Genomic DNA, 13,333 nt, shown 5'->3' on the forward strand with positions numbered 1-13,333 from the left:
CGCGCACAAATTAGACTCGCCCGATGGCCCACGCACCGGATACCTTGCTCGAAGAAGCGCCTCCCCAGCCCGTAACGACCACCGTGCTGGGCGCCTGTCCCCACGACTGTCCGGACACCTGCGCGCTCGTTACAACCGTCAAGGACGGCGTGGCCGTCAAGCTGCAGGGCAATGCCGCCCACTCGCACACCGGTGGCGTGCTGTGCACCAAGGTGTCACGCTACATCGAACGCAACGACCATGCCGAACGGCTGGTGCAGCCCCTGAAACGTGTCGGCCCCAAGGGCAGCGGCCAGTTCGAGCCGGTGTCTTGGGAAGCCGCATTGGACGACATCGCCGCGCATCTTCGAGTATTACAGGGAAAACCCGAAGCTATTGTCCCCTATAGCTATGCGGGCACCATGGGGCTGGTTCAGGGCGAGTCGATGGACCGGCGCTTTTTTCACAAGCTGGGCGCCACCCTGCTGGACCGCACCATCTGCTCGATGGCCGGCGGCGAAGCCATGGTCTACACGCTGGGCGCCAAGGTCGGCATGCGCATCGAATTCTTCGCCGAAGCCAGGCTGATCCTGATCTGGGGCAGCAATTCCATCGCCAGCAACCTGCATTTCTGGCGCCACGCCCAGGCCGCCAAGCGCGCCGGCGCGCGGCTGGTGTGCATCGACCCGCGCAAGACCGAAACCGCCGACAAGTGCGACGAGCACATCGCGCTGCTGCCCGGCACCGACGCCGCGCTGGCGCTGGCCCTGATGCACGAGCTGATCGTGCACGACTGGCTCGACCACGACTACATCGCCAGCCACACGCTGGGCTGGGAGCAACTGCGCGAGCGCGCGTTGCAATGGCCGCCGTCGCGCGCGGCCGAAGTCTGCGGCATTCCCGAAGAGCAGATCGTGTCGCTGGCCAGGGCCTACGGCACCACCAAGCCGGCTGCGATCCGCCTGAACTACGGCATGCAGCGCGTGCGCGGCGGCGGCAACGCCGCCCGCGCCATCGCCTGCCTGCCGGCTCTGGTGGGCGCCTGGCGCAACCGCGCGGGCGGCCTGCTGCTGAGCAGCTCTGGCCACTACCCGGTCGACCGCGCCGCGCTGCAGCGCCCCGACCTGCTGGCCGGGCGCAAGCCGCGCACCATCAACATGAGCACCATCGGCGACGCGCTGCTGGACACCGCCAAGCCGGTGGAGGCCATCGTGGTCTACAACAGCAACCCGGTGGCGGTGGCGCCCGAGTCGGCCAAGGTGGCGGCGGGCTTCGCGCGCGAAGACCTGTTCACCGTGGTGCTGGAGCAGTTCCGCACCGACACAGCCGACTACGCCGACTACCTGCTGCCCGCCACCACGCAGCTGGAGCACTGGGACATTCACTGCAGCTACGGCCACACCGACGTGCTGCTGAACCGCCCGGCCGTGGCACCGCGCGGCGAGGCCCGCAGCAACGCCTGGGTGTTTCGCGAGCTGGCGCGCCGCATGGGCTTTACGGAGTCCTGCTTCTCGGATTCCGACGAGACGCTGTGCCGCACCGCCTTTGCCGACAACGCCATCGACTTCCCCGAGCTGCTGGCGCAGGGCTTCACCAGCGTGAAGCTGCCCGAGGCGCCGTTTGCCGAAGGCAGCTTTCCCACGCCTTCGGGCCGCTGCGAATTCTTCAGCGCGCGCCTCGAAGCCATGGGCATCGGCGGCCTGCCCGACCACGTGCCCAACTGGGAGCCGGCCGGCAGTTCGACCGAATTTCCGCTGGCCATGATCTCGCCGCCGGCGCGCAATTTCCTCAACTCCACCTTCGTCAACGTGACGAGCCTGCGCGCCATCGAGGTCGAGCCGCTGCTCGAAATCCACGAGGCCGACGCCGCCGCACGCGGCATCGAGGACGGCGCGATGGTGCGCGTGTTCAACAAGCGCGGCGAGCACCGCTGCCGCGCCGAGGTCTCGCGCCGTGCGCGGCAGGGCGTGGTGCACGGCATGGGCATCTGGTGGCGCAAGCTCGGCATGGACGGCACCAACGTCAACGAGCTGACCAGCCAGCGCCTGACCGACATCGGCCGCGGCCCCACGTTCTACGACTGCCTCGTCGAGGTCGAAAAGGCGTGAGGCCTCTCCCCGCGCTTGCGCTGGCCGGCGCGCTGTTGCTCACCGGCTGCGCCGACCTCGGCTACTACTGGCAATCCGCCAGCGGCCACATCGGCATCATGCGGGCCGCCAAGCCGGTGCCCGAGTGGCTGGCCGACCCGGCCGTGTCCGCGCCGCTGAAGGCCAAGCTCGAACTCACGCAGCGCATCCGCCGCTTCGCTTCCGCCGAACTCGGCCTGCCCGACAACGCCAGCTACAAGTCGTATGCCGACCTGCACCGCCCCGCCGCCGTGTGGAACGTGGTGGCCGCGCCGCCGTACTCGCTCACGCTCAAGAGCTGGTGCTTCCCGGTGGCGGGCTGCGTGGGCTACCGCGGCTACTACAGCGAGGACGCGGCCAAGGCCGAAGCCGAGGCGCAGAAGAAGCAGGATCTGGAGGTGGCCGTGTACCCCGTGCCCGCGTACTCCACGCTGGGCTGGATGAACTGGGCCGGCGGCGACCCGCTGCTGTCCACCTTCATCGGCTACCCCGAGGGCGAGCTCGCGCGCATCGTGTTCCACGAACTGGCGCACCAGGTGCTCTACGTGGCTGGCGACACGGTGTTCAACGAGTCGTACGCCACGGCCGTCGAGCGCATTGGCGGGGCGATGTGGCTGCAGCGCGAAGCCGGCGAGCAGGCCCGCCGCGAGTACGCGCTGTTCGATGGGCAGCGCCAGGACTTCCGGGCGTTGGCGCTCAACACCCGCCGCGCGCTGACGCAGGTCTACGAATCGCCCGAAGCCAAGGCCAAGGACTGGGCCAAGGTCGAGGTCATGAAGCAGGCGGCCATGGCCGATTTCCGCGAGCGCTACGCGAAGCTGAAGGAGGGCTGGTCCGGCCCCCGCCGCAACGCGTACGACGCCTGGGTGGCGCGCGCCAACAACGCGGCCTTCGGCGCGCAGGGCGCCTACGACGATCTCGTGCCCAGCTTCGAGAAACTCTTCGAGCGCGAAGGCCACGACTGGCCGCGCTTTTACACTGAGGTCCGGCGCATCGCCGCGCTGCCGACCACGGAAGAACGCCGCAGTGCCTTGCAGGCGGCGACCGGCATCATGCAAACCCATTCCAGCCCGGAACAAAAAAACGGAGATCACGGTGCCTGACATCCATATCGAACGCAACCACACGCTGGGCATCGCCGGGGCGCGCGTCGCCGCACGCCAGTGGATCAAGCAGGCCGAGCAGGAGTTTGGCCTCGAATGCGTCTACACCAAGGGCGAAGACCGCGACGTGGCAACCTTCACGCGCGCTGGCATCGACGGCACCGTCGAGGTCACGGCCAGCACTTTCACGCTCGACGCGACGCTGGGTTTCCTGTTCAGCAGCTTCAGCGAAATGATCGAGCAGAAGATCACGCGCAACCTCGACGCGTTGCTCGAATCCCCCCGGGGTGGCGGCACCCGTCTCGCCTGAGAGACTTCGGCTTCAGACGATGGTGTAGCCGCCGTCCACCGGCAGCGCCACGCCGCTCACCATCGACGCGCCATCGCTCAGCAGAAAGAGGATCGGCGCCACCACTTCCTCCACTTGCGCAAAGCGGCCCAGCGGAATGTTCCTGAGGGCGGCAGCGCTCTTGTCCGCGTCGGCCCAGGCCTGTTCGGCCATGGGCGTGAGCGTGACGGTCGGGTTCACGCTGTTCACGCGGATGCCGTGCGGCCCGAACTCCAGGCACAGCGAGCGCGTGATGGCGTCCATCGCGGCCTTCGAGGCGCAGTAGCAGAGGTGCGCGTCGAGTGCGACCAGCGAGGCCTGGCTCGACACGTTGACGATGCTGCCGCGTATGCCGGCCGCGATCATGGCCTTGCCGCAGCGTGAGGCCGCGAGTGCTGCGGCACGTGCGTTGACGGCCATCACGGTGTCGAAGCTTTCGGCCTTCATTTCGACAGCGGATTCGAGCAGTGCGATACCGGCGCAGTTCACTACGAGGTCGAATGCTTGCAACGCGGTAAGCGCACGCTCCAGGGCGGGTGCGTCGGCCACGTCGAGCACGAGTGGCGTGCAGCCGGCTTCGGCGTGCAGCGTCTCCAGTGCCGCGGCGTTGCGTCCCACGGCTGTGACCTTTGCGCCGGACTGCGCGAGTCGCATTGCCACTGCGCGGCCTATGCCGCTACTCGCGCCGGTCACCAGTGCGCGTTGGCCGGAGAAGTTGAAGGAGGTTGTCATGTCAGTTGCTTCAGTGTTCGTTCGGGGTGCGTGCGAATGACACCGGGTGCTCCCCTCCGCGAATGTCCCTCGGCTTGCGGCTTCCTTCTTTATTTCGCTCCAGATCGCATCGAGCAGTCATTTCAGCCGATGCATCGCATCACGCAACGCTGGATAAAGCGATTTGTAGATTTCGAAGCGCTCGCGATACACAGCCTGTGCCGCGGGTTCGGGCCGCGCCCGCTCCACCAGCGTGATCCAGCCGCGCTCGGCCGTCGCCGCATCGACCAGCCCCGCGCCCAATGCCGCGAGCATTGCCGCACCGAGCGCGGCCTCGACCTCTTGCTCGATGGTGAACACCGGGTAGCCCGTGATGTCCGCCACGATCTGCATCCAAAGGTCCGAGTGCGCCGCGCCACCGACCACGATCAGCCGGTCGTCCAGCGGCTGCCCGCTCTGGCGTCCCGCCTCGATGTTGTGCTGCAGTGCAAAGCTCACGCCTTCGAGCACCGCGCGGTACAGGTGCGCCCGGCTGTGCGCGAGCGAGAGGCCAATGAAGGCGCCCTTGGCCTGCGCGTCCCAGATCGGGCTGCGCTCGCCCATGAGGTAGGGCAGGAACACGAGGCCTTCCGCACCGGGTGGCACGTCGATGGCCTTGCGCTCGATCAGTGCGTGCGCATCTTCGCCGGTGCGCGCCGCCTCTGCCACTTCGGCCTGGCAGAAGGCTTCGCGGAACCACGTGATGGCTGCACCCGCCGTGATCGCGCCGCCGAATACATAGCTGCGGTCCGCACCGCTGTACACGTGCGGCATCGTTATGAGTTTGTGCCGTGCATCGACCGTGGGGCTCACGAAGCCCCAGCACATGCTGGTGCCGATCATCGCCACGTGGTCGCCGCTGCCGGTGACACCCGCGCAGAAGGTGGCCACCGCTGCATCGACGCCGCCCGCCATCAGCGGCATGCCTTCGACAAGGCCGAGCTTCGCGGCCCATTCGGCGCTCAGGCCGCCGACCACCTCGCTCGACTCGACCAGGCGCGGCGGCATCATGCGCGACGGAATGCCGAGCATCTGCATCGCCTCTTCGGACCACTGCCGGCGCGCCGCGTCGTACACGCCGCCGATGTTGCCGGCGGAACTGTGATCGACGGCCAGCTCGCCCGTGAGCCGCCAATTGATATAGCTGTTGGGTGGCAGGAAATGGCGCGTCTTCGCCCACACATCGGGCAGGTGCTCGCGCACCCACAGGATCTTGGTGAAGCCGTAGTAGCTGTCGACGCCGTTGCCGGTGATGGCTTCGAGGCGTGGCACTTCCACGTTCGCGTTCACCCATGCGACCTCGGCGGTGGCGCGGCGGTCCATCCAGATCAGGCAAGGGTGCAGCGGCTGCATCTGCTCGTCGACCGGAATGCCCGCGCCGCCGTACAGGCTGCTCACGCACATCGCTGCGATGTCCGACGGCACGACGCCGCTGCCGGCCACACAGATGCGCACGCTCTCGCACACCGCGTCGAACCACACGGCGCAGTCCTGCTGCGCCCACAGCGGCTTCGGCGTCTCGGGCTGGTAGGCCACGCTCGCCTGCGCATGCACCTTGCCGTCGATGCCGACCAACAGGCACTTGGTGCTCTGCGTGCCGATGTCGACGCCGATCACGTATTTCATGGTGTGTTGTCTCTCAGGATCGGGGCTGCGGCGTGAGCAGCACCTTGATGGAATCCAGCGAGTTTGCCAGCGCGAAGGCGCGCTCCCATTCGGTCAGCGGAAAGCCATGCGTGACGATGCCCTGCGAGGTGACCAAGCCGCGCGCCAGCAGGTCGATGGCAACGGGGTAGCAGTAGGGCCCCAGGTGCGCACCGCGCACGTCGAGCTCCTTGCGGTCGCCGATGATCGACCAGTCGGCGCTCGTTTCCGAGCCGAACACGCTGAACTCGACGAAGCGGCCGAGCTTGCGGATCATGTCCAGCCCCTGCGTCACGCCGATGGGGGCGCCGGTGGTCTCGATGTACACGTCGCAGCCGTAGCCTTCGGTCAAACCCTTGACGATGGCATCTGCGTTCTCGGTCTTGGGGTTGATGACGACATCGGCGCCGTATTGCTTGGCGAGCGCCAGTCGTTCCGGCACGAGGTCGATCACGATGAGTTTCTTCGGCGTCTTCAGCGCCGCGACCTGCACCATCATCAGCCCCAGCGGGCCGGCGCCGGCGATGACCACCACGTCGTCGAGCTGTATGTCGCCGCGGTTCACCGTGTGGATCGCGCAGGACAGCGGCTCGATGATGGCCGCGTCTTCCAGCGAAATGCCGTCGGGGATCTTGTGCACGCGCGAGGTCGGCGGCAGGCGCATGTAGTCGGCCATGCCGCCATCGGCCACGATGCGCTGGAAGCCGAAGATGTTGTGCACTTCGCACATCCAGTACTTGCCTGAAGTGCAGAAGCGGCACTTGCCGCAGGGCACGATCTGCTCGGCGATCACGCGGTCGCCTTTCTCCACGCCGAAGTGCTCGCCCGCGCCTTCGCCCAGGGCTTCGACGTAGCCGAAGAATTCATGGCCGGGGATGACCGGCGCCTTGACCCATGAGGGCTGGCCGTCGCCGCCCCAGAACATCTTCGCGCCCGAGTGGCATTTGCAGTCGGAGGCGCAGATGCCGCAGGCGGCGATGGAGATCAGCAACTCGTTCGGGCCGATGGCCGGCATGTCGACGGTTTCGAGGCGATAGTCCTTCGGGCCATGGCAGACGACGGCCTGCATTGAAGCGAGTTGTGCGATGGCGCCGGACGTACCGGGCTGGAGCTTTTGATAAGACATGAGGTGGGGGGAGTGGGGAATGTGTCTGTTGCGAAGTCAGCGCTTGGCTTCGCGGCTGATGAAGATGGCGAGCAGGACGATCCCGCCCTTGATGATCAATTGCAGGTACGGCGACACGCCGATCATGTTGAGGCCGTTGTTCAGCACGCCCAGCAGCAGCGCACCGACCAGCGTGCCGACGATGGCGCCGCGCCCGCCGGCAATCGATGTGCCGCCCATCACCACGGCTGCGATGGCGTCGAGCTCGAAGCCCACGCCCACGCCGGGCTGTCCGCTGGTCACGCGCGCTGCCTGCACGATGCCGGCGATGGCGGCGGTCAGCCCGCTCAGCGCATACACGAGCAGCTTGTAGCGCGACACGCGCACGCCCGAGAGTCGAGTGGCTTCCTCATTGCCGCCGATGGCATACACGTAGCGGCCGAACGGCGCCATGTTCAGCAGCACGTAGGCCACGAGGTAGGTCGCCAGCATGATGAGGATCGGTACCTTGATGCCGGCCAGCACGCCGCCGCCGAGAAAGGCGAAAGAATCGGGCAGCCCGTCGATGGGATAGCCGCCCGTGTAGATCAGCGCAATGCCGCGCGCAATGCCCATGGTGGCCAGCGTCACGATGATCGGCGGCATGCGCAGGTAGGCTACGCAATAGCCGTTGAACAGGCCGATCACCACGCCAACGGCCAGGCCGAGCGGCACGGCCAGCATCGGCGGCAGGCCGAACTGCACCATCATTCCCGAGGCCAACGTGCCCGACAGTGCCACCACCGCGCCCACCGAAAGGTCGATGCCACCGGTGAGGATCGCGGCCGTCATGCCCACCGCGATGATCGCGTTGATCGACGACTGCAGCGCGATGTTCTGCAGGTTGCCCCAGGAGAGAAAGTTGTCGGTCGCGACGATCATGAAGACCGAGATCGCGACCAGGCCTACCAGCGGGAGGAAGGCTGTGGAGCGGCGCAGCTGGGTGAAGAAGCCGCCTGCAGGTGCCGGTGGTGTGGGGTGGGTTGCGGTTGCGTTCATTTCATGTGCTCCACTGGGTATTGCGCGAAGACGGGATGCCCTGTGCACAGTGGGCGCTGTCGGCGTGATCGCGCCCCGAACAAATCTCTGTCGCAGTCATTGAGCGCCCCCGGATGAAGTAGCGTGACGCATGATGTCGCCCGAGTTGATTGCGTCGCCTTCGAGCGTCGCCACGATGGCCCCGCCCGAGAACACAGCAACGCGATCGCACATGCCGACGATTTCGGGCAGCTCGCTCGAAATCATCACGATCGATTTGCCCTGCTGCGTGAGCTCGCGCATCAGGCTGTAGATCTCGGCCTTGGCACCTACGTCGATGCCGCGCGTGGGCTCGTCGAAGATCAGCACTTCAGAGGCGTGGCCGAGCCAGCGCGCGATCACCACCTTCTGCTGGTTGCCGCCTGACAGCGTGGCCACGCGCGTCTCGATGTTCGGCGCCTTCACACCGACGCGGCGCGAGAGTTCACCGGCCGCCTGCTTCTCCGACGCCTGGCTCACCAGCCCCGCGCTGCGGTGCCTGCCGAGGTTGTTCAGCGAGATGTTGAAGCGGATCGTGAAGTCGGTGATCAGCCCTTCGACCTTGCGGCTTTCGGGCAGCAGGCCGATGCCGTTTTCCAGCGCCTGCGTCGGGTCGTCCAGGCGCACAGGCTTGCCGTTGCGCAGCACTGTCTTGCGGTGCACGCGGTCGGCGCCCATCATGCCCAGCGCCAACTCGGTGCGGCCCGAACCGACCAGCCCCGCAAAGCCGAGGATCTCGCCTTCATGCAGATCGAAGGCGTTGATGGGGCCGCCCTTCGCTAGCTGGATGTGCGGCACTTCGAGCACCTTGCGCCCGCGCGGCGCGGGCACCGGCTTCGGCGGAAAGTTGTGTTCGATGCGGCGGCCCACCATCATTTCGACCAGCGCATCCACATCGGTCGCGCCCACCTCGGCATGCCCCGCATTGGCACCATCGCGCAGCACGCTGATGCGGTCGCACACCTCGAAAATTTCGTCGAGGTGATGCGAGATGAAGATCATCGCCACGCCCTTGGCGCGCAGCTCCCGCATGATCTTGAACAGGTGGCCGGCCTCGTTCGGTGTGAGCGTGGCGGTCGGCTCATCGAGCACCAGCAGGCGCGCCTTCAGCGACAGCGCCTTGCCGATTTCCACGAACTGCTGCTGCGCCACCGAGAGCCGGCAGATCGGTACGCCGAGGTCGATCTGCACACCCAGCTCGTCGAACAGCGCCTGCGCAGAGCGCTTCATCGCCGCCTTGTCCATCAGCCCGAAACGGTTCTTCAGGTAGCGACCGAGAAAGATGTTCTCCACCGCGTTCAGGTACGGGATGAGGCTGAACTCCTGGAAGATGATGCCAATGCCGGCAGCAATCGCATCGTTGTAGCCCGCGAACTTCCGCTCGCTGCCTTCGATGAAGATGCGCCCCTCGTCGGCCTGGTAGATGCCGCCGAGGATCTTCATCAGCGTCGACTTGCCCGCGCCGTTCTCGCCGAGCAGCGCGTGCACTTCGCCCTTGCGGATCGAGAGGTCGATGCCCGCGAGTGCCTTCACGCCCGGAAAGCTCTTCGAGACGCCTTCGAGCCTCAGCATTTCGGCGGTGTCGTTCATGGCCGTGCGCTGCTTCTGGCGTCGGTTACCAGGTGAAGGTCTTCGCGCCTTCGGCGTCGATCAGCTTCACGTCGACCGGCACCGCGGCGGGCACGTTGGCACCCCACTTCTTGGCCAGCGCGATGCCGATGGCCAGGCGGATCTGGTCGCGCGGGTACTGCGCGGTGGTGGCGATGAACTTCGAGCCCGGCTTCTGCATGGCCTTGATGGCCTCGGGTGCGCCGTCCACGCTGGTGAGCTTCACGTCCTTGCCGCTGGCTTCGATGGCCGCGAGCGCGCCCATCGAGCCGCCGTCGTTCACGCTGAAAACGCCCTTCAGATCCTTGTTGGCCTGCAGGATGTTCTCGGTCACGGTGAGCGCGGTGGCGCGCTCCTGCTTGCCGTTCTGCGTGCTCACCACCTTGATGCCGGGGTACTTGGCGAGTGCTTCGCGGCAGCCCTTCACGCGCTCCAGAATCGGCACCACGGGAATGCCGTCGAGGATGGCCACGTCGCCTTTTTCGCCGATGCTCTTTGCCAGGTATTCGCAGGCAAGGCGTCCGGCGTCGGTGTTCTTCGAGCCGACGAAGGAATCGACCGGGCCCTGCGCGTTGGCGTCCACCGCCACCACCACGAGGCCCGCCTTCTTGGCCGAGCGCACGGCCGACTGCACGCCGGTGGAGTCGGTCGGGTTCAGCAGCAGGATGTCGACCTTCTTCTGGATCATGTCTTCCACGTCGCCGATCTGCTTGGCCACGTCATGCCGCGCGTCCGTGGTGACCACGGTCGCGCCGATGCTGGCTGCGGCCTCTTCGAGCGCCTGCTTCATCGTCACGAAGTAAGGGTTGTTGAGCTCCTGGAAGGTCATGCCGATGCGCAGCGGCTGCTTCGGGGCCTGCGCCTGCGCGGCGGATGCGCCGCAGACCAGTGCGGCAGTAAGGGCGGTGGCTTTGAGGATGTTCTTCATGGTGGCTGTCTCCTTGGGTTTGTGACTGTCGAAAAACGCGGACAAAGGCTCGCCCCACGCGGTGCCCGAAGGGCCGCGCCGGTGACGACACGGGGAACACGCAAGCCCGGCTACGGCGGGTTGGCGGCACGCGAGGCCGCGGCCTGCATGCGATGGAAATTGCGGAACTTGGTCGGCGGCATGCGCTTGTGCAGCAGGAACTGCCGGTTGAAGTTCGACACGTTGTTGAAGCCCACGTCCATGCAGACGTCGAGCACCGGCTTCTCGCTGTTGGTGAGAAGCTCGCAGGCGCGGCTGATGCGCAGCCGGTTCACGTAGCGCACGAACGATTGGCCCGTGTGCTTGCGGAAGGATCGCGAAAATGCGCTCGGGCTCTGGCCTACCAGCTCGGCCAGCATCGGCTCGCGCAGGTCGTCGCCGAGGTTGGCCGCGATGTGCGCCAGCACGTTGTTGATTGCGTGCGACATGAAAGCCTTGGGGTCGGGCTTGAACGCGGGGCTGGCCAGGCGCTGGCGGTCGTTGCCGTCGGCCAGCAGTTCGAGCAGCGACAGCAGCAGGATCACGCGGCGCAGGCCGCGCGCCTGCAGCAGCGATTCCATGATCGGCTTGGCCGCGGCGGCGGTCTCCACCGAGAACAGCAGGCCCGAGCCCGATTCGGCCAGCAGCGGCGCGATGCGCTCGAACTCGGGAAAGGTGCCGGCCATGTTCTGCATCAGCCCGGCCGGGAACTGGATCACGATGCCGCGCCGCTCGACGCTCTGGCCTGCGGGCACGTCGCTGATCCAGTTGTGCGGCAGGTCGGGGCCCATCAGCACGAGGTTGCCCGGCTCGAAATGGCCGACGTGGTCGCCCACGAAATACACGCCCTGGGTCTCGACGATCAGCTGGATCTCGTACTCGGGATGGAAGTGCCAGCGCACCGTGCGGTACGGGTAGCCGTGCGCCCAGCAGGTGAACGATTCGTCACCGCGGACTTCAACGATTTCCAGGTCGGGTTGCATGGGGCGGACTGTACGAACCGCTCCCGATGCCAACAACCAGAGATGGCGCCGGGAATCGATACTTTTTTGACTTCCGGGGAGGCCCGGATGGCCGATGCCGCGCCATGCATTGCGCCGCAGCAAACTCCTTTCTCCTCGGGGAGAGGAGGGGGCGAGGGCGGTATTTGCTGCGCTGCGGAAAGCGCCGGATTCGCGGAGTCAAGAATTCATAGGTGTTTTCCCGCCCCGGCAGGCCCGGGCACACTCTGGCGTCATGACGACAACAAGCTCCTCCCCTCCGGCAGCGGGCCCGCTGGCCGGCCTCAAGGTCATCGAGCTCGGGCAGCTCATCGCCGGGCCTTTCGCCGCGCGCACGCTGGGTGACTTCGGCGCCGAGGTCATCAAGATCGAGCCGCCCGGCGCGGGCGATCCGCTGCGCACCTGGCGGCTGCTGAAGGACGGCACCTCCGTCTGGTGGCAGGTGCAGTCGCGCAACAAGCGCTCGCTGGCGCTGGATCTGCGCGAACCGGAGGCGCAGGCCGTCGTGCGCAAGCTCGCGGCCGAGGCCGACGTGCTGATCGAGAACTTCCGCCCCGGCGCGATGGAAGGCTGGGGCCTCGGCCCCGACGAGCTGCTGGCCGCCAACCCTGCGCTCGTGATGCTTCGCATCAGCGGCTACGGCCAGACCGGCCCGTACCGCGACCGCCCCGGCTTCGGCGTGGTGGCAGAGGCCATGGGCGGGCTGCGCCACCTCACTGGCGAGCCGGGGCGCGTGCCGGTGCGCGTGGGCGTGTCGATCGGCGACACGCTGGCCTCGCTGCACGGCGTGATCGGCGTGCTGATGGCAATGCAGCACCGCCACGCGACGGTGAGTGCGGAATATCCGAAGGGCAAGGGACAGGTGGTCGACGTGGCGCTCTACGAGGCCGTCTTCAACTGCATGGAAAGCCTGCTGCCCGAGTACGGCGAATTCGGCGCGGTGCGCGAGGCGGCCGGCAGCGCGCTGCCAGGCATTGCGCCGACCAATGCGTACCGTTGCGCGGACGGCGGCTACGCGATCGTCGCGGGCAACGGCGACAGCATCTTTCGCCGGCTCATGGCGTGCATCGGCCGGCCCGACCTCGCGGCCGATCCTTCATTGGCCGGCAACACCGGCCGCGTGGCGCAGGTCGAGATGCTCGACGCCGCCATCGGCGACTGGACCGCGCAGCACACCGTCGACGAGGTGCTGGCCGCGCTCGACGCGGCGCATGTGCCGGGCGGGCGCATCTACACGATCGCCGACATCGCGGCCGACCCGCACTACGCCGCGCGCGGCATGCTGCAGCAGGTGCAGATGGCCGACGGCAGCGCGCTCGCAGTGCCCGGCTTCGTGCCCAAGCTCTCGCTCACGCCGGCCAGCCACCGGCACAACGCGCCGGCGCTGGGCGCGGACACCGATGCGGTGCTGAGGGAAATCGGCCTGAGCGCCGAGCAGATCGCCGCGCTGCACGAGCGCGGAATAGTGGGCTAGCCGATACGGGCCATTCATGGGCCTGAAATGGCCTCCGTGCGATAAACCGGGCAACAAGGAGAGTCCATGGCAGCAGCGAACAGGCGACAGGAAGCCCCGAAGCGGAACAGCAGCACCCCTGCGCGTGAAACCGAACGCGTCTACGGGACTGCGAAATGGGACTTGTCGAAATCGGACTGCGAGAAGGTGGAACACCTGCTGCAGCAACTGCGT

The 13,333-nt window shown here is 66.9% G+C and carries 11 protein-coding genes; 4 read left to right on the top strand and 7 right to left on the bottom strand.

The genetic code is table 11. The annotated features are described in order from the left end of the window. The first annotated feature begins 23 nt into the window (after positions 1–23). From AC07O3_RS27880 to AC07O3_RS27890, 3 genes are read left to right on the top strand one after another with little or no spacing between them, the layout of a single operon-like run. Positions 24–2,087, top strand: a complete 2,064-nt coding sequence (locus tag AC07O3_RS27880; RefSeq protein ID WP_093053701.1) for a molybdopterin-containing oxidoreductase family protein — start codon at positions 24–26, stop codon at positions 2,085–2,087. Continuing rightward, positions 2,084–3,208: an aminopeptidase gene (locus tag AC07O3_RS27885; protein WP_495340829.1), complete on the top strand. Its 1,125-nt coding sequence runs from the start codon at positions 2,084–2,086 to the stop codon at positions 3,206–3,208. The genes AC07O3_RS27880 and AC07O3_RS27885 overlap by 4 nt, the downstream gene beginning before the upstream one ends. Then, positions 3,201–3,518 carry a polyhydroxyalkanoic acid system family protein gene (locus AC07O3_RS27890; protein WP_093053707.1) on the top strand — a complete coding sequence of 106 codons (318 nt, stop codon included), beginning with the start codon at positions 3,201–3,203 and terminating at the stop codon, positions 3,516–3,518. The genes AC07O3_RS27885 and AC07O3_RS27890 overlap by 8 nt, the downstream gene beginning before the upstream one ends. 12 nt (positions 3,519–3,530) lie before the next feature. Here the strand turns inward: AC07O3_RS27890 and AC07O3_RS27895 are convergent, their stop codons facing one another. The 7 genes from AC07O3_RS27895 to AC07O3_RS27925 form a co-directional block, all read right to left on the bottom strand. Continuing rightward, the gene (locus tag AC07O3_RS27895; protein WP_426391158.1) at positions 3,531–4,268 is read right to left on the bottom strand and encodes an SDR family oxidoreductase; all 738 of its coding nucleotides are present in this window, start codon (positions 4,266–4,268) and stop codon (positions 3,531–3,533) included. A gap of 117 nt (positions 4,269–4,385) precedes the next feature. Then, positions 4,386–5,912, bottom strand: a complete 1,527-nt coding sequence (locus tag AC07O3_RS27900) for an FGGY-family carbohydrate kinase (protein ID WP_495340830.1) — start codon at positions 5,910–5,912, stop codon at positions 4,386–4,388. Between the two features lie 13 nt (positions 5,913–5,925). Further along, positions 5,926–7,056: an alcohol dehydrogenase catalytic domain-containing protein gene (locus AC07O3_RS27905; RefSeq protein WP_093053714.1), complete on the bottom strand. Its 1,131-nt coding sequence runs from the start codon at positions 7,054–7,056 to the stop codon at positions 5,926–5,928. Positions 7,057–7,092: 36 nt separating this feature from the next. Continuing rightward, complete coding sequence (locus AC07O3_RS27910; protein WP_093053717.1) at positions 7,093–8,073, bottom strand: ABC transporter permease; 981 nt, start codon at positions 8,071–8,073, stop codon at positions 7,093–7,095. A gap of 96 nt (positions 8,074–8,169) precedes the next feature. Next, positions 8,170–9,681, bottom strand: a complete 1,512-nt coding sequence (locus AC07O3_RS27915; protein ID WP_495340831.1) for a sugar ABC transporter ATP-binding protein — start codon at positions 9,679–9,681, stop codon at positions 8,170–8,172. A gap of 25 nt (positions 9,682–9,706) precedes the next feature. Further along, positions 9,707–10,627, bottom strand: a complete 921-nt coding sequence (locus tag AC07O3_RS27920) for an ABC transporter substrate-binding protein (protein ID WP_093053723.1) — start codon at positions 10,625–10,627, stop codon at positions 9,707–9,709. Positions 10,628–10,737: 110 nt separating this feature from the next. Continuing rightward, positions 10,738–11,628, bottom strand: a complete 891-nt coding sequence (locus tag AC07O3_RS27925; protein ID WP_093076831.1) for a helix-turn-helix domain-containing protein — start codon at positions 11,626–11,628, stop codon at positions 10,738–10,740. A 253-nt stretch (positions 11,629–11,881) separates the two neighbouring features. Between AC07O3_RS27925 and AC07O3_RS27930 the strand changes: the two genes are divergently transcribed. Continuing rightward, on the top strand, positions 11,882–13,120 hold the full coding sequence (locus tag AC07O3_RS27930; protein ID WP_495340832.1) for a CaiB/BaiF CoA transferase family protein: 1,239 nt from the start codon (positions 11,882–11,884) through the stop codon (positions 13,118–13,120). Positions 13,121–13,333 lie beyond the last annotated feature (213 nt).

This window comes from Variovorax sp. GW821-FHT09D05 (assembly GCF_059416325.1).